This is a genomic window from Microcoleus sp. B3-D7, assembly GCF_036705305.1.
Lineage (GTDB): Bacteria > Cyanobacteriota > Cyanobacteriia > Cyanobacteriales > Microcoleaceae > Microcoleus.
The window spans coordinates 172,161-191,295 of record NZ_JAUBUE010000006.1; the positions used below are offsets into that span (position 1 = coordinate 172,161).

At 45.7% G+C, this 19,135-nt stretch carries 15 protein-coding genes; 7 read left to right on the top strand and 8 right to left on the bottom strand.

Going from position 1 to position 19,135, the window contains the following annotated elements; translation table 11 throughout:
* Positions 1 to 209: 209 nt before the first annotated feature.
* Complete coding sequence (locus QUB25_RS07150) at positions 210 to 392, bottom strand: hypothetical protein (RefSeq protein ID WP_333182531.1); 183 nt, start codon at positions 390 to 392, stop codon at positions 210 to 212.
* Positions 393 to 1,048: 656 nt separating this feature from the next.
* On the opposite strand from QUB25_RS07150, the gene QUB25_RS07155 reads away from it, so the two are divergent.
* The 4 genes from QUB25_RS07155 (at position 1,049) to cobT (ending at position 4,720) form a co-directional block, all read left to right on the top strand.
* A complete protein-coding gene (locus QUB25_RS07155; RefSeq protein WP_190663937.1) occupies positions 1,049 to 1,762 on the top strand; it encodes a Crp/Fnr family transcriptional regulator in 714 nt (237 codons plus the stop codon).
* A gap of 94 nt (positions 1,763 to 1,856) precedes the next feature.
* Entirely contained in the window at positions 1,857 to 2,354 is a 498-nt protein-coding gene (locus tag QUB25_RS07160) for a universal stress protein (protein WP_333058916.1), read from the top strand.
* A gap of 256 nt (positions 2,355 to 2,610) precedes the next feature.
* Positions 2,611 to 3,366, top strand: coding sequence for a DUF2232 domain-containing protein (locus tag QUB25_RS07165; RefSeq protein WP_333182532.1), 756 nt, complete (start codon positions 2,611 to 2,613; stop codon positions 3,364 to 3,366).
* A 229-nt stretch (positions 3,367 to 3,595) separates the two neighbouring features.
* On the top strand, positions 3,596 to 4,720 hold the full coding sequence (gene cobT, locus QUB25_RS07170) for a nicotinate mononucleotide-dependent phosphoribosyltransferase CobT (protein ID WP_333182533.1): 1,125 nt from the start codon (positions 3,596 to 3,598) through the stop codon (positions 4,718 to 4,720).
* Positions 4,721 to 5,255: 535 nt separating this feature from the next.
* Here cobT and QUB25_RS07175 read toward each other — a convergent pair.
* Complete coding sequence (locus QUB25_RS07175; protein WP_333042890.1) at positions 5,256 to 5,654, bottom strand: hypothetical protein; 399 nt, start codon at positions 5,652 to 5,654, stop codon at positions 5,256 to 5,258.
* Positions 5,655 to 6,122: 468 nt separating this feature from the next.
* The gene (locus tag QUB25_RS07180) at positions 6,123 to 6,281 is read right to left on the bottom strand and encodes a hypothetical protein (RefSeq protein ID WP_333042887.1); all 159 of its coding nucleotides are present in this window, start codon (positions 6,279 to 6,281) and stop codon (positions 6,123 to 6,125) included.
* A gap of 155 nt (positions 6,282 to 6,436) precedes the next feature.
* Here QUB25_RS07180 and QUB25_RS07185 point away from each other — a divergent pair, with 155 nt between their 5' ends.
* A complete protein-coding gene (locus tag QUB25_RS07185) occupies positions 6,437 to 7,546 on the top strand; it encodes an extracellular solute-binding protein (RefSeq protein WP_333182534.1) in 1,110 nt (369 codons plus the stop codon).
* A 377-nt stretch (positions 7,547 to 7,923) separates the two neighbouring features.
* Here the strand turns inward: QUB25_RS07185 and QUB25_RS07190 are convergent, their stop codons facing one another.
* The 4 genes from QUB25_RS07190 to QUB25_RS07205 all read right to left on the bottom strand — a co-directional run bounded on the left by QUB25_RS07190 (position 7,924) and on the right by QUB25_RS07205 (position 14,126).
* Positions 7,924 to 8,451 carry a hypothetical protein gene (locus QUB25_RS07190; protein WP_333182535.1) on the bottom strand — a complete coding sequence of 176 codons (528 nt, stop codon included), beginning with the start codon at positions 8,449 to 8,451 and terminating at the stop codon, positions 7,924 to 7,926.
* Between the two features lie 139 nt (positions 8,452 to 8,590).
* Positions 8,591 to 11,809: a PAS domain-containing protein gene (locus QUB25_RS07195; protein WP_333182536.1), complete on the bottom strand. Its 3,219-nt coding sequence runs from the start codon at positions 11,807 to 11,809 to the stop codon at positions 8,591 to 8,593.
* Between the two features lie 674 nt (positions 11,810 to 12,483).
* Entirely contained in the window at positions 12,484 to 13,614 is a 1,131-nt protein-coding gene (locus tag QUB25_RS07200; protein ID WP_333182537.1) for an aldo/keto reductase, read from the bottom strand.
* A 5-nt stretch (positions 13,615 to 13,619) separates the two neighbouring features.
* Positions 13,620 to 14,126, bottom strand: coding sequence for a bifunctional nuclease family protein (locus tag QUB25_RS07205; protein ID WP_333026715.1), 507 nt, complete (start codon positions 14,124 to 14,126; stop codon positions 13,620 to 13,622).
* Between the two features lie 228 nt (positions 14,127 to 14,354).
* Between QUB25_RS07205 and ribE the strand changes: the two genes are divergently transcribed.
* Together ribE and QUB25_RS07215 are read left to right on the top strand one after the other, a co-directional pair.
* Positions 14,355 to 15,068: a riboflavin synthase gene (ribE, locus tag QUB25_RS07210; RefSeq protein ID WP_333182538.1), complete on the top strand. Its 714-nt coding sequence runs from the start codon at positions 14,355 to 14,357 to the stop codon at positions 15,066 to 15,068.
* A 416-nt stretch (positions 15,069 to 15,484) separates the two neighbouring features.
* Positions 15,485 to 16,672, top strand: a complete 1,188-nt coding sequence (locus QUB25_RS07215; protein ID WP_333058924.1) for a glycosyltransferase family 2 protein — start codon at positions 15,485 to 15,487, stop codon at positions 16,670 to 16,672.
* Positions 16,673 to 16,719: 47 nt separating this feature from the next.
* Here the strand turns inward: QUB25_RS07215 and QUB25_RS07220 are convergent, their stop codons facing one another.
* A complete protein-coding gene (locus QUB25_RS07220) occupies positions 16,720 to 19,095 on the bottom strand; it encodes a hypothetical protein (RefSeq protein ID WP_333182539.1) in 2,376 nt (791 codons plus the stop codon).
* Between the last annotated feature and the right edge of the window lie 40 nt (positions 19,096 to 19,135).

Consider the following 19,135-nt stretch of genomic DNA (forward strand, 5'->3'; position numbering starts at 1 on the left):
TACCGAAAAAAGACTGAAGTCAGGCGGCAGCGATGCCAATAGATAGAATAATCTGAATGCGAGTCCGTCAATAATTCACTAATATTTTCTGACAACTGTTAATTAACGTTTTGTCTTCGGATAACTTCTATTGCCTATGATAGGTTAGCCGGTACTTCCGCACCAAAGGCCTGCTTCTATCAATTGCAAGTGCTGTCAAATTCTGCGGCTCAGGGGCGAGTTTGCCGGCCCGGAGGCTGATTCCTGCTCGTAAGAGCTGCGAGCCATCCCGACGAACTTTTGCCTTCACCTGCTTGAACGGCGGGCCGCACACTGTCACCGCGAGTTTCGTTAGCATGGCGGCGCGCCACTATGTCTTCATCTTTCACCGACTTGGAAAAAACCTCAAACAATTTGCGATTTGGGATACCGAGATTCGGGATTGTCCCCCTACAGTCGGTTTGAGTAACCTTTTATCATAGCCTTTTATCTGTATGGGTGGCTAGATACTAATGGTACAATAATCTTGGGGTAGCAGAAAAGTTTGCTGGGAAGTGGGTGCGTTTGGCTCGCCAAGAGCGCCAGTCTTTAGGCTCGCAATGGCTGTGGATTTTGCCGATCGTGCTGACATTTGCCAGGTTCTAGGCAGTTGCTCGGATTTGGGATCTGTCTACCGTGCTTGCAGGCTTGTGCTCGTGGACTCTGCCTTCTCGACAGCAGGGCCTAGTGACAACAAATCTCTCACCAGTGTTAAGCTTTCTAAGCGAGTGCTTTCAAAGGTAATTCGATCAGCTCAGTCGTTTGCCACATTGCTAAAATTTTGTTAATAAAATTTGCTCAGTGGTATATATCTAAAAAATTATGGTATATTCTTTAGTTTCTAGCTCCCAATCAGAGCTTGAGGCTATTAATTACCATATTGAGCCTTTGACCGCAAAACTTTAGAGGTAAAATTGCCGATTTTAGATCCTTGTTTCTCAAATCTTGAATCTCAAATCGAATGACTCGGCTGCAAGCTATTTGTAACTGCCCAGCGCAGCTCAAGCGCATAAATTAAAATGATGGCCTCATGGAAGACCGCTTTAACACCCGAGATCCGAATTCTAATATAAATCAATTGATAGTTTCTACTCCTTTTTTTGCAGGATTACCCGATCCTGTAATCGAGAGAGCAACTGTCCACATCGTTACCCGCAGTCATCCGTCAAATCAAGTGATTTTACTCGAAAATGACTGGGGAACATCAGTGTATTTTATATTGGATGGTTGGGTGAAAATTCGCACCTACAACCTAGACGGAAAAGAAGTAACACTGAATATTTTAGGGAAAGGAGAATTATTCGGGGAAATGGCCGCGATCGAAGAAGCACCGCGATCGACAGATGTGATCACCCTAGCCCCGACACTGATCGGCAATATGCCATCTCAGGATTTTGTGCAGCTCATTCATACCGAGCCGCTAGCAGGCATTCGCCTAGCTCAACTGATGGCGCGTCGCCTGCGACAAGTCAACCGCCGCCTGCGTTTGCGAGAGTCCGACAGTACCTCGCGAGTAGCAGATATTCTCTTATTTTTAGCCGAGGGGCAAGGCAAAAAAATCCTGGAAACAGGAGGTACAGAAATACCGAACCTGCCACACAGAGAATTAAGCAGCCTCAGCGGGCTGGCTCGCGAAACAGTAACGCGAGTGCTGAGCAAGCTGGAAAAAAAAGGAACTATTCAGCGCGAACGTGACGTTTTGTGCATTCCCGACCTGCACGCCTTAGAGCGTCTGTTAGTCTAGAAGTATCAGAGTTTGCTTTTTTTTATTGAATCTAATTCAAAAGCACTCTCTGTTAACTAACTGATATGAATGATTTTCCGCAGGAGGTAAAGCTGTGAGTTTTAAGAAAATTTTCGCCGCCTTAGATGATTCTGAACTGGGCCACCGCGTCTTCACTCAAGCTTTAGAATTAGCTCTCAACGATCGCGCCCAGGTGATGCTATTTAACTGCGTTACTGTCAGCACCATGGGGGAGACGGCAGTGCCAATTCCGGTAGATTTGGGGATGAATGTCGAGTTAATGGATCAAGCTTATCAAGCTCAACGTTTGCGGCTGGAAAGGGAGGAAAAACACGCTTCGGGTTTGCTGAAAAATTACTGCGACGCTGCAGCAAACAAAGGATTGCAGGTAGAATTTGACTGCAAAATGGACGGCGATCCGGGGCATTGTATCTGTGAAGCCGCGGAAAATTGGGGCGCAGATTTAATAGTGTTGGGGAGGCGTGGCCGCACGGGGCTCGCAGAAGCTTTCCTCGGCAGCGTCAGCAATTATGTCGTTCACCACGCATCTTGTTCGGTTTTGGTAATCCAGGAAGTCAAAATCGAAAAATAATGCTGCTGAAAATTTTTGCTGAGAAAATCCATCTAAAATAAGACTTGCGTTCCTAGCTAAACCCGGTTTCTGCGAGCAATATTAAATTTGGCGGCGAGGCATCCAAACAGTGAAACCGGGAATCAGCCGTATCGGGCGCAAGTCCCGTAAAATCTAAAATCTAAAATCTAAAATCTAAAATCTAAAATCGGGAATCAGCCGTATCGGGTCTAAGTCCCGTAAAATCTAAAATCTAAAATCTAAAATCTAAAATCGGATGAGTGATTTTTTGTCAGCAGATGCTGCGTCTAATTCGAGTAATTCTCCTAGTACAAATAACGAGCCGCAAACCGCCGATATTTCAGCAATGGCTGGCGATCTCCCAAATCCAGATCCGGGGAAGCGCGGCTCTGGGGAAGCGCCTTTAAGGCTTGTAGAAACGGCTTTTTTGGCAAGTACCGCTAGCTTAATTTGGCTGGTAAATTATTACTTTCCGCTGGGGCCTTTGCTGCGGGTTTTTTTCCCGATACCCATCGCCCTGGTTTACTTGCGCTGGGGCAACCGAGCCGCTTGGATGGCAGCTTTGGTATCGGGTTTGCTGCTGTCGGTACTGATGGGCCCGACGCGGAGCATTTTATACGTGATCCCTTTTGGAGTTATGGGAGTTGCGCTGGGAGGACTTTGGAGGCGCAAAGCGAGTTGGTCACTCTCTATTAGTGTGGGCGCTCTCATTGGTACTGTAGGCTTCTTTTTTCGGTTTTGGCTGCTGTCAGCGTTGGTGGGTCAGGATCTATGGGTTTACGTAACCGCCCAGGTAACAGAGATGGTGGAATGGGTGTTTGTGAAGCTGGGCTGGCTTAATGTACCGAGTTTGAACACAATTGGGGCGATCGCCGCCGGGATGATTTTGGTTAACAATATTGTCTATTTATTTGTAGTACATTTAGTAGCTTTGCTGCTGTTAGATCGTTTGGGAAATCCAATTCCGCGGCCGCCACACTGGGTGCAACTTTTGATCGATTATGAAGAGTAGTTATTGGGCATCGGGCATCGGGCATCGGGCATTGGGAATCGGGCATTGGGCATTGGGCATTGCTAATTGCTAATTGCTAATTGCTACTAAATAACTAATGACTAATAAATAATAGACCTCTCTTGCAAAACAAGTCTTGAACAGGCAAGATGCCTGTTCCACAATAATTATTGCAGAGGTCTAATGACTGCTGACTACTGACTACTGACTACTGACTACTGACTACTTTATGATTGGTATTTATACAGAAATTGAACAGGGCCAGCGGTGGCTCGATCGCTATCGGGGACGAAAACCGATATTTGCCTGCGTGTTAGGATTTACCGCTACTGGCTTAATTCCGGGGATTTCAGCAGCAGGAGCAACCCCGCACGATCGACAATTTACTTGTTTAGCCGATGCAGAATTTTTGTATAACGGCCCCCAACCGTCGCCCCAATATCCTTTGCCGCCCCTAGAAGCGGGTGCCTCGCCGGTACTGATCTCTCGCGCTGTAGTCGAAGCTTTGGAACTTCCGCTTTACCTATTTAATGCTGGTTTGCCCCTCCCGCCTCCCGTACCTGCAATTGATTTGGGCGGCACTCCGGCAAAGTGTGTGATTTCTGGGAATGCTTTAGAACTCGAAACAGTCAAACATTTGCTCGAACAAGGTTTAATTTGGGGAGCTAAATTGGCTGCTCAAACTAATGGCAGCTATTTAATTTTAGGAGAGTGCGTAGTTGGGGGAACGACTACTGCTTTGGGCGTGTTAATGGGTTTGGGTATTGCAGCGGCGGGCAAAGTTAATAGTTCTCATCCTCGCTGCAATCACGCTCAAAAATTGGCTGCGGTGACAGCGGGACTCAATAATGCTGAGTGGGAAATTGGCGGACAAAACAGCACTCCCCTCGAATTGGTAGCGGCGGTGGGCGATCCGATGCAAATAGCGGTGGCGGCAATGGCGATCGCCGCGAGTCGGACTTGCGGGGTGCTTCTGGCTGGGGGCACGCAAATGCTGGCAGTGTACGCTTTGATGCAAGCCTTAGCCCGTGAATATGCTCTCTTTTGGCGTCCCGAACAAGTTGCGGTGGGGACTACGCGCTGGGTGGCCGAAGACCCTACAGGAGACACTTTAGGACTTGCTAATGATATCGGCGGTGTGCCTCTGTTGGCCGCGCAGCTAAGTTTTGCTGGATCTCGCTACGGGCAACTGCAAGCTTACGATCGCGGCTATGTTAAAGAAGGTGTCGGTGCGGGAGCTTGTGCGATCGTCAGTGGTTTGACTGCAAATTGGACTCCTCCTCAACTCCTTCAAGCTGTTGAAGCTTTAGCCTCGCGGTGTGAAATTATATCGATTCCGGTGGCACCGGAATGATTGTTGACTTTTGACTGTTGACTGTGAGTCAAAAAAATGAAAATTGCCCGAATTATTTGTGGGCCTCGGGATTCGACTTTACGCCCGACTTTTGAAGCAAGGATTTGAGATCATTCCGGCGCAGCCGGAATTGATATTAAACATTAGAAAGTCGTGGAGGCAAAAAACCCGCTTTTTACTGAAAATATTGGGGTTTGGCCACGACGAATACACTCCCCAACCGGGTTTTTAGTTTTCTGTGCATCCAGGAAGGTTAGGAATTAAACATTAAAAATTCAGAGGCGGCGATCGAGCTGCGAACATTGTTTTGCTGCTCACCCAGCTTCGTTTCTGCTGAATAATTATATCACTTTCTGTAGCATTTTTGCTCTCAGATTTACAGAATTTTTTACACAATATCTGGCTTTGATGCAGTATTCTCCCTGCTAATTACGGGAGATAAAAAACTCTATGCAATGAATCTATAAGTAGACGAGCATAAATCAACGCAACTTGTATTTTTTTTTGATTACTACCCGATCCCCGCTAGCAATATTTAATTAGGCCCGCCTAGATGTTGCGAGTGCATTCTTTTGGAGAGCAACTGTTCTTCCAAGGCTGCAATTCGATTGTAAGCTGCTGTTAGCTGAGCTGTTAAGCGCTGGATTTGAATCTCTGCGCTCAGCTCTTTTTCCAGGCTTTGAGAATTCTTGTCGAAATAGCTGTCATCTAACAGTATGTCCTTGTGTTCGAGGAGGCCGTCGAGACTGCTGTAGCTTTGATAGGGCGAGGTTTTGTCATTTCCTACCGTTCCAGAGCGATCGTTTCTCTGTTGCTGGGTCAGCTTCGTCTCCTTGGCCGACTCCAAGAGCTTTTCATTGAGGTTTTCTATGAGTTTGTAGAGGGCCTCGACTTGTTGGCTCAATACTGTAACTTGCTGGCGGAGCGCTTCCATACAATCATCCTTTGGCTCGTAACTTAATATCTTTACATTTTAGGTAAATCTTTACATAACTTGGATTTATCACTAAATTATTTAATTTTTGACGTAATTGTTGTGTTCCTAATCCTGACGGTAGATTTAGGGAGCCAGCTTGAAGATAATCGATCGCCATTGGTGAGTCGATTGTAGATTTTAGATTTTAGGTTTTAGATAGTCTTGGACACAGGAACCGGGTGGGTTAACGCCCGTACTTCGTTCAAACCTTCAATCAGAGCTAAAACGTCGGGTTTGTGAGAGTGGGATCGCCGAGAGTCCTATTAGATTGACTTCGCTCTCGCCAGTGCTTTCAGGATTCAGATGAATGGATTTTTAGTTTTTTTAGTTATTAAGCTGTCGCCGATTTAAAAAGAATTTTTCATTTCAGTTGTGTAAAAAGCCTCATCCAACGGCAGATAGCAGCGCTCTGGTTGTTTCGTTATATTAAAAAATGTAACACAGATGCAGTCGATCGACCCGGCTGGCGAACACAACTGGCTCAAAGGAACTTGCAGCACAGAAATTAGGCGTTAAGTTGAGGGAGTTTTCGGCATCGGAAAGCTCGATCGACAAGTTAGAAGGTAGAATCAGGGCAAGAGTCAAACAGACTCAGAGCGCAGCAGAACCGAGTACAATGGCTCTGTGTTTGAAAAAGAAATAAGACAAATCGGCGCCAACTACCGGACTCGACAAACAATTATTTCCCCGGCTGTAGAACACAAAACGATCGGTCAATATTTAGAAAAGCGGATTGACAGGTGAAACGAAGGTCTTTGCTATTGGGGGCCGCCACCCTAACTTTAAGTCAATTGGCGGCAGGGTGCGACTCGAAGCCCATTCTCAAAATTCGAGCGCTCAAAAACGGTATTCCGGCCCAACTGGTAAGCAAATTTAGCCGCGATGTACAACCGTCTCCGCTTTTGCAGGTAACGCAAGAAGGACAATTAAAAGAATTATTCGCCCTGTTGCAGGAGTGGAAACAGGTTCCCCAATCAAAAAATCAAGCTAACTTGGTGATGTTGGGAGATTACTGGCTGACTTTGGCAATTAGGCAAAAATTGATTAAGCCCATCGATCCTGCTAAGTTGCCTAATTGGGCACAATTGCCCGAAAGGTGGCGAAATTTGGTAACGCGAAACGATGACGGTTTCTTAGATGCGAGAGAAAACGTTTGGGGTGTACCTTACCGCTGGGGAAGTACGGTAATTGCCTATCGAACCGACAAATTTAAGGCTTTGGGGTGGACTCCGACAGATTGGAAAGACTTGTGGCGATCAGAATTGCGCGATCGAATTTCTCTGCCGGACAGTGCCAGAGAAGTTATCGGTTTAACATTAAAAAAACTCGGAAAATCTTACAATACGCAGCAATTAGATCAAGTCCCAAATCTTAAAAAAGAACTCGCAAATCTGCACCGACAAGTTAAACTTTATAGTTCTGACGCTTACCTGCAACCATTAATTTTAGGCGATACTTGGTTGGCCGTAGGTTCCTCTGGGGACTTGCTGCCGCTGCTACAAACTCAAAAGGATATTGCTTTAGTAATTCCAGTTTCAGGAACTGCACTTTGGACAGATTTGTGGGTAGAACCAGTATCAGGTAATCCAGTTTCTTTAGTGGAAAAATGGATTGATTTTTGCTTACAACCTCGGGTTGCTCCTCAATTATCTTTGCTGGCAAAGGCTAGTTCGCCGATAATTGTCGGTATGAAACCCGAAGATTTGCCGGAAGCTGTTCGCACTAATTCTGTGTTGTTGCCAGATGCTAAGATTCTTGCTAAGAGCGACTTTCTGCTGCCTTTTGGGGATGCTGGCATTGCCCAATATCGCTCGCTCTGGCAAGAAACTAGGCAAGTAGTGAGAACTTAAATTACAGTGAGGTACATAGCTCTTGTAGGCACACGGTGCCGTGTCTTTGGGAGTGTCAACTTAAGTTCGTTAGTCATCCCGGGAGTCCGCCAGGGGTTGAAACCCCTGTCTAATAGCTAAAGTCCTCTCAAAGAGGACTGAAGAACTCATTATATGATTTCCGGTAACACTCCTTATGGTGTTGAGTGTTGACGGTTGACAGTGAACAGTGAACTCGAATTTACTATTCCGATGCTAACGGATTTGATATTAGTCGTCTTCAGACGACTTTAGCTTTGAGGCAGGGGTTTCAACCCTTGCCGGACTATGGGTTTGACCTGGTTGTTGACACTCCCAAAGGCACGGCGCCGTGTCCTAACTCTTGTAGGGACACTAATCTAAAATCCTTTGAGTTTGCCTCGAATACCTGGATTTGAGAGAGATTCTAACTCAATCCGACAGTTAAGCCGATCGCCCTTGCACGAATAAACTGCCAAAGCAGTGCCTTGACGGTTGCAAACTCGCACATTGTAACCATAATCGTTGGCGACAGTGCCAAAGCGGTTAACAAACTGATAGCGTTCCATATAATCGAGCAAACTCCAAAGTTGGCGATTGACTATGATAATTACCCAACTATTGCCGGGATCTACAAACCAGCGATCGAGCAATTTACCGCCATAGAGTTTTTGAGCTAACCACAGACTTGGCACGCTTTTTTCTGTTTGCGAAAGCGGGGGCGACGGGAAATTAGCAGCGTTGCCAGTCGGGCAGACTGGCTGCTGGGAAAATACCGCATATTGCTCACACAGCAAGGCTCCGAGGCACGCAGAAACCGCAATCAGGAACAAAAATAAACTTTTTGTCAAAATGCCGTGCCTGCGGAGGTAAACTTGATTTTTGTGGCAAAAATTGTGGTAATTCATAAATTGGCAAGGGCCGGCTTTGTACTAAACTTATCTGTTAACATCGAGTGTTGTAAAATAGGTTGGTAGTGAGTAATTTAGTGTTCAGGAAATTATTTGTGAGGACTGAATTTCTTACTCCGAATCGGCGCAATTGTTCTTAAAATTCCGATCGCCTAAACAATGAAGCAGGCAGACAAACAGTAAAAGTAGAACCGCAATCTAAATCGCTAGTAACTTCAATATCGCCGCCCATCATCTGACAAAAACGCTGGCTGATAGTCAGTCCCAAACCAGTACCGCCGTACTTGCGAGTAGTTGAATTGTCGGCTTGAGTAAAAGGTTGGAACAGTCGCTCTTGCTGCTCTGGTGTCATGCCGATACCCGTGTCCGTCACTCGGAAAATTAAAAAATCTGCATCCAAAATTAACAGTTGAGCAACTCTCGGTTGATATTTATTTTTTAATTCTTCACTGGTAATTCTTTCTAAAGTAAGCACGATCGTCCCATTAGCACAAAACTTAGCAGCATTGCTGAGCAAATTCAGCATTACCTGCCGCACTTTCATCAAATCGCCGTGCATTGCGCCGATATTGTCAGAACTCAATACTTGCAAAGTATTGCCGTTTTTATCCATTAGCGGTTTGATAGTTGTTACCACCTCCTCGATTAAGCCGCCGACATCGAAGCTTTCGAGGTAAATCTCCATCTTGTCAGCTTCAATTTTGGAAATGTCTAGAATGTCCTCTATCAGCCGCAGCAAGTGTTTGCCAGCAGTGCGAATTTTGTCTAAATCCGAGACTAACTCTAAGTTGCCTAACTCTTCGGCATCTTCCACCAGCATATCGCTGTAGCCGATAATTGCGTTCAGGGGAGTGCGTAACTCGTGGCTCATGTTTGCCAGAAAAGCACTCTTGGCGCGGTTGGCGAGTTCTGCTGCTTCTTTAGCCAACTGCCATGCTTCCTCAGCGTCTTTACGTTCAGTGATATCCCGCAGTGTCGCCACCACCGCTTCGACGCTGCCGTCTGTCGCACAAACCGGACTGAGAATGTACTCGTAGTCGCGGGTTCCCCAGCTTGCCGTGGGGACAATTACTTCGCCTTTCACGGGTTCGGCTGTGGCAAATATGCCGTGGCATTCTTGGTGAACTCGCTGCATAATTGTTGGCGACCAGCCTAATTCCTGCCAGGTTTTGCCAATCATTTCTCTGGGGTTCATGCCGGCAGCTTGAGCCGCGGTGCGACTGACGTAGGTGTATTTTCCCGATCGATCTACTAGAAAAATTAGGTCAAGAGAAGCGCCGAGAATGCCGTCAACTGTTCTGGCGTGTCGGGCTACCTGAGCCGTCATTTGTCTGACTGTGATGGCGCCGCGGACTCTGGCGGCGAGTTCAAACCGCAAGAGTTCGTTGGCTTGTTTGAGGAATAGGGTGCGCTGTTCGACTTCTATTTCTAGTTCTGCTTTGGCTTTTTCTAGGGTGAGTTCGGCAAGTTTGTGATCGCTCACATCTGTAGAAATTGTACCGACTGCATAAGCTTTACCTTCGGAGTTGCAGAGAGGAAATTTCAGAGAAATATAAGTGTGCGGGCCATCGTCTTGAGGGATGATTTCTTCGATGGTTAGAGGCGAGGAGGATTCGAGAACTTTCAGGTCGTTTTCTCGCAAGGCTGCTGCTTTGTCTTGGGGAAAAATATCACCATCGGTTTTCCCTGTTATTTGCTCTTTTGCGATGTCGAACAAATTGTCAAAATGGCGGTTGGTGAGCAGGTATTTTCCGTCAACATCTTTGATGTAAATTACTGCTGTTGAGTTGTCTAAAATCGCTTGCAGCAGTGCTTCGCTCTTTCGCAGGGCTTTTTGAGTGTTTTGGCGATCGAGTATTTCTGGCTGCAATTCCAAGTTGAGGCGATTTAAGTCTTGCCAAGCTTCCTGGACTAAATTTAAGGCGATCGCGCTTTTTTCTAGTTCTGTATTTACCTGCCGCGACTGGTTTGAGACGGAGTTTTCGGGCAATTCTAGGGGTTGGAAAGCGAGCGGGATGTGGGGATTTGCGAGCGGGCCAGCGCCAGCCAATTTTTTATATCGAAAATCTACGGCTAATTGACGATCTAAACTCGATTTTTTAAGAAATAAATCGGGGAATTCGCCGAAATTTAAATTGTCATAAATTAGATCAAATTTCCGGGATCGCTGCGGCGGTTCGGCGCTGGAGTTTGATGCCCAATTCCCGTCTACTGTTGATAAATCTGAGTTAGCGGGTTTGGCAATCCGGCGAGTGACGGCAACTCCCAAGGCAAAGGGGACAACGGCAGCCGCAGACATTGCCAGCAGCCAGTTATTGCCCCACCCAGTTGCGATCGAGGTTTTGGGGATGAATCGCACTAAAATTGCTGCGGGTTTTCCGGCTAAATTGCCGAGGGATTTGGCAGCTACTGCATAAGTTTGACTGCCTGTTTGTACGTTTCCGGCGACTGGTTTGCCGGCGGCGGCGAGTGCAGATTTCAGCAGCGATTTCTGTGCCAGCAAGTCTGGTAACTGTTGGTTTGTCGTAACTGCTTGCGAACTTGCCAACACAAATTTGCCGTCAGCCAGCGGTGCGTAGATAGCCTGATATCCGCCGCCTTGTAATTTGAGGGTTTCGGTGCTAGCAACTGCCGAAGTTTTGCTGATAATTTTTCCTAACACTAAGGCAGCAATCACTGTCTGATTTTTGGGATCTTTTATGGGAATTGCTGCGTAGTGGAGGAGAACAGGGCGATCGCCTTTTCCGGGTGGCAAAGATCCCAATTGTTCCTGAACTTCCGATTTGCCAAGGATTTCGCTGGCGGTAATTTGCTCTTTTGCAGCGAATACTCGATCGACTATTTTTTGCAGGTTAAAACTTTTTTCCTTCTGGTTGGGGTTGACGCTAACCACTATCTGCCTGTTTTTTCCCACTAATGCCGCGCTGTCTATTTCCCCTGTTTTGACTTGATTTTCTAGAATTTGATTGACAGATTTTTGCAAATATGATGTTTTGTTGCCGCTGTTGTAAGCTAAGGCTGTTTGGGCGATTGTTTTGCTGTCAGAGGAGTTTTGCAAACGGTCTGCGGCGCGATCGAGTTGGAGATTGTAGTTGATTTCACTAAGGCTCAGTTCGGATTTAGCTTGATTTTGCAGTTGATTGCTTCCAACTGCTGATGTTAGCCAAAGTGCTGCTGCCGTTAGTCCGACGGGCAAGATTGTTTGTAAAGTCAGCAGTCCGATTAGCTGTTTTCTGGTAACAGATAAGTTGTAGGTACAAGGCTTGAAAGCTGCTTTCAATCTTCTTTCGGAAGTCGCAACTTTAGTTTGCTGCAGACAATTTTGCTGGCTGTCGTTTAACTGAGTATGAGCCATAGTAGTAGATGGTGAATCGGTTATAGATGATAGGCCATCAATTAATCGGGAAGGCAATCAATTTTAGATTTTAGATTTTAGATTTTAAATTTTAGACTTCGGCGTGATCGGTCAGTTGAACGATTTTAGATTTTATATCGAGTTCGGTTAATCACTCATCATAAAATTATTGCCTCTCGCCGCCGCCAACCAAGCAAGAAAATGACTGGGGGATTCTCAAAAAAATCAGTTTCTCCCTGTTAATCAGATTGTGTTATTTAGTTGTTTTTACATATAATACTTTCGGCTCCTATTTAAAGTGTGTTGGGAGCATCCAAATGAGTGCTTTCACTGGAGTGTTCGCGGTTAGATGTAGGCTTTGCTGTGCAAGGTACTCGCACTCCTCAAAAACGCTTTTTGCAAAATCGGGATGCTCCCACATACAGTCCTAAAACGAAGTAGTTTATCGATCGACTGTATCGTAAATTCAGTTAAACTGAGATGTTGCACCATTCTCAATAAGCCTTGTAGGGGCGGGCTCTGGGCCATCCCCACAAGAAAATGCACTTTTTGTGGAACAGGCCGGAAAGCCTGTTAAGCGAGAATGGTGGAAGATTTCAGGTTAAACCAAAGTTTAGCGTAATTATTGCAACACTTAGATACGCTCGATCGGCTTTTCCCTGCTTTACCTTTTTTCAATCCCACAACCGCCTGCCTGCTTTGCCGCCCAGTCGCTGGTGAGTATCTTTGAGCAGGCTTGGGATGTCTAACTCTTCGGGACACCGGGGCAAACATTCGCCGCAATCGGTGCAGCGGTTGCCTTTGCTGCCGGCAAACCAGTGTCCGGCATTTTCAAACATGGCGTAGCGGTATTTGCCAAAGTCAGTCATGTCGCACCCGACGGCGAGATTGCGGAGTCGCAATACTTCGGGAATGTTGATGTTTTCCGGGCAAGGCAAACAGGCATAGCACTGGCTGCATTTGTCGGTTTTCAAAGTGTCTGCAATAGCCGATTCTAGCCGATCGAACGCAGCGATTTCGGCGTTGGTGAGGGGAAAGTCGCGATCGCAATATTTCAGAGGTTGCTCTAATTCTGTCGCATTTGCAGGGCCCACACTCAAAGTCCCAATCCTCGTATCGCTGAGTAAAAACCGATAGTTTAACTCTAAGGGCGAGAAAGGCGAGCACAATTTTGTGAGAGTTTCCGGGGGCGTGTAGAGTTGCCCTCCTTTATCTGCCGGGGAAATGATAAAAACGCCCATATCTTTGTCTTTAGCGAGTTCAATTGCCGGGGCGTTTCGCTGAAAAAAATAGTAATAATGCAGGTTGACAAATTCAAACCAATCTGTATTGATTGCAGCCAAAATCAGATCCAGAGGCCCGTGAGTCGAAAAGCCGACGTGCCGAATCCGACCATCAGCCAGGGCTTGGCGTACAGATTCCATGCAGCCTGTGGGCGATCGCACCCAAGCCAAATGTTCCCAAGTATTCAAACCGTGAATTGCCAGACAATCGATATAGTCTAAATTCAGGCGTTTGAGGGATGCGTCGATGCAGCGTTCCATTGCTGCTGCATCCTCGGTTGGGGAAATTTTTGTAGTGACGTGGAGGCGCGATCGATCGACACACAAACCAGCCGAAAGGGCCGCGCCAAGATATTCCTCACTGCAACCGTAACCCGCCGCCGTTTCCAGGTGATTGATTCCCTGAGACACTGCCTGCTGTACAGTCTGACAGGCAGTTTCCTCAGAAGCCAAATAGCGCATGGTTCCCAAGGAAAATACAGACAGGTGCAACTCCGTTTTGCCAAACCGTCGATAGCGCATAAAGTTTAGGAAGTTTCGCCCGGGCTGAAGCCGCTTCTCTTAATCAAATCCTCTGGACGGAGGTTTGAGATAAATTCCCGGAAGGCCCGGCGTTCTGCCTCATCAGCATCTCGATCGACCGGTATCGAAGCATCGGCGACGACTTCTTCCATCACCCAGATGGGGCTATTCGTACGCAGGGCTAGAGCGATAGCGTCGCTAGGTCGGGCATCGATCTCTTTTTTAACTTCTCCCTGACGGACGATCAGCACGGCATAGAACGTGTTATCTTGCAGCGAGTGAATAACTATGCGCTCCAAGGTAAGACTCCAGGCCTCTAAAAAATTGACCATCAGATCGTGAGTTAAGGGCCGAGGAGGCTTGTGGCCTTCGATCGCGCTAATAATAGCCTTTGCTTGCTCCTGACCGATATAAATAGGCAAAGCCCGTCGCTCAGTAGCGTCTCTCAATAGGACAATAGGACTGCGCGTGGCTGCATCTAAGGCAATTCCAGCGACTTTCATTTCAATCATTCGATCGGCCTCATAGAATTAAGAAACTGTAAGGCAGTAGAGAACTTGGACATAAAGATCACCTAAATCCAGTATGACTTGATCTTCGCCGGAATCTGCAACAGATCTGGGACTATCGATTTTCGATTTTCGATTGACTCGGGGGGAGAGGGGGACGGCAAAACCTCCTGTCTCTGGTTTGTCTCTATGGTTTCATGTAAATAAGCGATCGACTACGGAAAAATACTTATGTTTACAGGACTAATTCAATCTCTGGGAAAGCTGAAGTCGCTAGGCAACGATTATTTCCAAATTTCCTGCACATCAAACAACTCCTACCAGATTTTACAAGATTTAGCCATTGGGGACAGCGTAGCCGTGGATGGAGTCTGTTTGACGGTAGTGGAAGTTCTGCCTCAAGGTTTTGTCGCCGTCGCTTCCCCAGAAACTCTCCGCCGCACTACTCTGGGATCATTCCCCGATGCTTTGGTGAACCTAGAAACCTCCCTGCGGGCCGGTAGCAAATTGGGGGGACATTTTGTGACGGGGCACGTAGATGCGATCGGCACTTTAGCCACATCAACCCAAACAGCCAACGCTTGGAAGATGCGGTTTACTGCCCCACCAGCTACCAATTCGGGATGGCAGCGTCAAATCGCACCTTACATCGTTTCCAAGGGCAGTATCGCCGTCAACGGCATCAGCTTAACCGTGGCAGATTGCGATGCTGACGGCAATTGGTTTGAAGTTGCTGTTATTCCCCACAGTTTTGGTGAGACAAACCTCAGATATTTGCAACCAGGAAGTTTAGTTAATTTAGAAGCAGATATTCTGGGCAAATATGTCGGCAAATTTCTCCGCAGCGGCTCAAAATCCCATCCCGAACCGTGGGAAGAAACCCCGGCAATCAACAGTTTGGGAACAATTACACCAGAATTCTTAGCAGAACACGGATTTATTTAATCAATGAAACAATAAAAATCCTGGCTCAACGAAGTAGGTGTGGGCTGGGTCAGCCACGAATTCTTTTATCAATAATTGACTGCTCTGAGCTAACGCACCTACTAACTGCGATCCATCAATTAAATTCTTGTAACTTCTGGAGCTTTTCTTTGCTATCTTGGATTTTATCAATTAACGTCTCCTTACCTCTAAAAATCTAACTTTTAGTTGTAGTCTATCACCCTTCTCTTGGTTTGGAAAACTCATTGAAACGTGCTACATACCATTGACTTTGAACAGAGAATGCGGTAAATTGTTATTAGGAATTTTTTAGCTATCTCTTCCACCGACTGTGTAACTCCTGACTGCGACGAGTGTAAGGTAGAGCTGACAATCTATAAATCAAAAAAAAATTTGAAAAACCTTGTTAAAAGCCAATGCAGCCAGATTCTCAAAAATCCCCCAATTTTCCTCTCGTCTCAGTCATTATTCCTGCATACAACGCTGAGCCATTTATTGAAGAAACGGTGAAATCTGTTCTCGCTCAAACTTATCCAGCAATTGAAGTTTTAGTAGTCGATGACGGTTCCCAGGATCGAACCCCTGAAATTGTAGAAAAAATTGGCAAGAAAGATTCTCGCGTCCAGCTTCTGAAACAGCCAAATTCTGGAGTCGCTGCTGCTCGAAACTTAGGAATTGAAAATTCGAGAGGAGAATATATTGCCCCCATTGATGCCGATGATATTTGGTATCCTGAAAACATTGAAAAACAAGTTCAATGTATGTTAGAGGGAGGAGCAGAAGTAGGGGTGGTTTATTCCTGGACAGTGGACTTGGATGAAAAAGGATTGCTAACAGGAGGATTCCGGTCTTTTAAAATTGAAGGTGACGTGTACGCGACCCTAATCTGCCACAACTTTATAGGAAACGCTAGTGCTTCTCTGATCCGTCGCAGTTGTTTGGAAAAGGTGGGGGTTTATGACAAGACATTGAGGCAACGGAATGCTCAATGCTGTGAAGACTGGGACTTGTACCTGCGGATAGCAGAGCTTTATCAATTTCGAGCCGTGCCGGAATTTTTAATTGGCTATCGCAGGATGTATAACACTATGTCTACCAACTATACGACAATGGCGAAGTCTCACTCTTTGATGCTGGAAGCCGCTAAGCAACGGCATCCCGAAATTCCAGATTTTCTGCATCGATTATCTAATTTTTTGCTGTACTTAGCGAACAAAAGCAGCCGCAACGGCCGCGATCGCACCACGCTCTTTTGGTTATTCCAAGTTTTAAAAACTGACTGCATCTCACCCTTATCCCGTTCTGGCTTTTACAGAGTATTAGAAAAGAACTTTTTAAACCTATTATCCCCGTCTTTGCAACATCAGGAGGCTCTAGATGCACCTGTGAGAGTAGAAGATACGCCATCCTCTGAGAACCAATTGATCAGCCGCGAGGTGTTGGTAGAGAGCCGGCGCCAAAATATCGAATTAATGGTAACGATAGGGAACATTTTTCACCGTTCAATTTCCCTTATTGTCAAGCGAAATCCAACAAATATTGACACGATCCCTCAAGTGAACCTTACCGCCACGCCACCGACAAAGGCTGAGTTGTATGAATGAAAAAGAAAATTCAGCCTATTAAAACGTAACTGCGTTGCGATGAGCAGTTACCAATTTTTCAAGCGATATAGCACCGACTCAGTATTAAAATCTTTCCCGAAAACTGGTTGCAGCGGGCCCTGAGCACTTGTCAGCCAAGATAAAGCTTTTCTGGTAGCTGCGTTTGTATCAGTCAGGGGCCCGAATCCCACAGTCCTAATTTTATTTTGCCGCAGGTTGTCAATCCATTCCGAAAGTTGATCGGCTCTAAACGGCACATATAAAACTTGTCTGTCCAAATTTCTCCCGTAAAACAGGTAGCTGCGCGAACTTAAAAAGAAGCCTATTCTTTCATCAGGTACTGTATTTTTATCAATATATTCGTAAATGCCGCGATACAGTTCTGTGCGTGCGAAATCTCGCTTTTCCCTCCAATGACCAATTACTATCAATCCTATACAGACACCAACTATCACTATGTAAATAGATTTTCTTCGGCTGGGAAATAGATGATTCAGCCATCCGAAGCCAGGATTTATTTTCAACAATATCGCAGCCAGAGTCACTGACACAATATAAAATATCGGATATGGTAATATATATTGCCAACTGGGAGCTAATATTTTCCCGATACTATTAATAGCTTCTACTGGGTTAGACTTCAAATTGTCAATCAACAAACTCCCCCAAACAATGCTATCTCCGGTGAAAGAAGCATTTTTAATATAATCAAAAATTGTGTTGCTAGTAATTCCGAACAAACCACTAACCAAAACCACTGCCATAACAACTAGATTTGGAGTTTTCAAGAGAGTTGCTGTAGCTGCTGCGGCGACGGCGAGTACGCTTAAAAAGGGAAATCCGTATCTGAGGTTAAAACCGAGTATAGGGCTGAGTTTACCGATCGACTCTCCGACAGTACCGGAGGTGTAAGGTGTAATTAGGTACAGAATTCCTGTACTGGCGAGAAGTACAATTAAAATAATATTATTTTGATTAATTCTTCTGGTTTTACCCTGGATAAAAGCCAGAGGTGCTGCCAATACCTGAAGTGCGATCGCCACAAAGGGCAGTTGCAATCTAATGATAATTTGTAAGCCGACAGTTTGCCAGTGGGAAAAATTGCTGGGATTAAATTGAGCTGCTAAAGTGCTTTGCCAAATCTTTAGAAGTGGCGAAGCGGGTGGCTGCTGTACCGGAGGTGTGAGCCCAGGTACGGGAGACGGTAAGGGAACAGGCTCTAAAGGAATTTTAATATCGCCGACTTCGCTGATAGGATAATTGATTTGCAGCAAGTTTCTCGCATACCAAAAAGCTCCTAAAAGCAAGCAACAAGCTACGCCGCACAGCAAGACTGGTTTAAGAAAGTGGGGAATTCTAAATTTAGCTGATGTAGATTTTTTATTAACCGCGAATCTTTGAATTTCTAATATTGCTAATCCTCCTAAAAGTGAGGCAGCATAGACTATCCCAGTGATTTTTATTCCGGCTAGCATTCCTGTGGCTGCCAAAAATAGGGATAGTTCGGATTGCGATCGGCTGCTATGATATGATAAACCTAGATACAAACCGACTGTAAATATTGCAGCTAGCGGTAAGTCTGGGTGAATGGTGTTAACTTGGTTGAGCATCATCGGTACTGTCAAGACTAAAGATGCTGATGCCATACCGTGAAGTCGCGTTGATCCAAATTTTACGCTTAATAGATAGACTGCAATTCCCTCAAGTACCCACGCAATTAGCAGGGGAAAAGCTGCTAGAAAATCTTCTCCGAAGGGGAGTACACACAAAGCAGATAAAACGTGCCAATTGTAGGGATATACTCGGGCTTGTTCTTGCTCAAAAATCCAATTACCCGCAGCATCTAATAATGTAAATGAATTGGTTTGATACCATCGGGCGATCGCAGGCAGGTGAAACCACAATGAATCATAATTGGTTGTGGGTTTGGTTGCCAGAGTTTCCAACAGCACAACTCCTGCAACAGCGGTGGCAACAATAATTAGGCGTTCGGATTTGCCCAAAGGTTGCTTTAGTTGGGGAATCTGCCACTGCGAGAAGGTAAAAGTTTTGTGGTTTTTTGGATAAATCAGGATGAAGCCGATCGCACAAATCAAAATTTCTGCTATAATCACCGCAGCAATATTTAGTCGATCGGCACTTCCTAAAATCAAGCCGATACAAACTTGTGCAATGCTCCATCCCGTCAGGAGTACGAGGAGAAAATGGGGAAATGAATAGTTATTGTTTTCTTTCTGATTCTCGAAGGCAAGAGACAAGCTTAAGGGAATCGGCCCGACTAGAATAATCAGAAATAAAATTAATTCCCACAAATGCTGCGCTATTAGCATAAGCTGCAAGTTACCATTTTTTATCAGTTTTTCCTCGTTACCCCAAAGAGCCTGGTAACGAGGAAAAGCAACGAACACGCGAACTCGTTGCACAAAACATAAATTTTCTTGTGGGGTGGGCTTTTCGACCGTT

Excerpts from the sequence above, each read along its gene's own strand:
- QUB25_RS07215 (WP_333058924.1), top strand. The coding sequence starts at position 15,485 with ATGCAGCCAGATTCTCAAAAATCCCCCAATTTTCCTCTCGTCTCAGTC.
- cobT (WP_333182533.1), top strand. The coding sequence starts at position 3,596 with ATGATTGGTATTTATACAGAAATTGAACAGGGCCAGCGGTGGCTCGAT.
- QUB25_RS07165 (WP_333182532.1), top strand. The coding sequence starts at position 2,611 with ATGAGTGATTTTTTGTCAGCAGATGCTGCGTCTAATTCGAGTAATTCT.
- QUB25_RS07190 (WP_333182535.1), bottom strand. The coding sequence starts at position 8,451 with ATGAATTACCACAATTTTTGCCACAAAAATCAAGTTTACCTCCGCAGG.
- QUB25_RS07200 (WP_333182537.1), bottom strand. The coding sequence starts at position 13,614 with ATGCGCTATCGACGGTTTGGCAAAACGGAGTTGCACCTGTCTGTATTT.
- QUB25_RS07155 (WP_190663937.1), top strand. The coding sequence starts at position 1,049 with ATGGAAGACCGCTTTAACACCCGAGATCCGAATTCTAATATAAATCAA.
- QUB25_RS07195 (WP_333182536.1), bottom strand. The coding sequence starts at position 11,809 with ATGGCTCATACTCAGTTAAACGACAGCCAGCAAAATTGTCTGCAGCAA.
- QUB25_RS07205 (WP_333026715.1), bottom strand. The coding sequence starts at position 14,126 with ATGATTGAAATGAAAGTCGCTGGAATTGCCTTAGATGCAGCCACGCGC.
- ribE (WP_333182538.1), top strand. The coding sequence starts at position 14,355 with ATGTTTACAGGACTAATTCAATCTCTGGGAAAGCTGAAGTCGCTAGGC.
- QUB25_RS07175 (WP_333042890.1), bottom strand. The coding sequence starts at position 5,654 with ATGGAAGCGCTCCGCCAGCAAGTTACAGTATTGAGCCAACAAGTCGAG.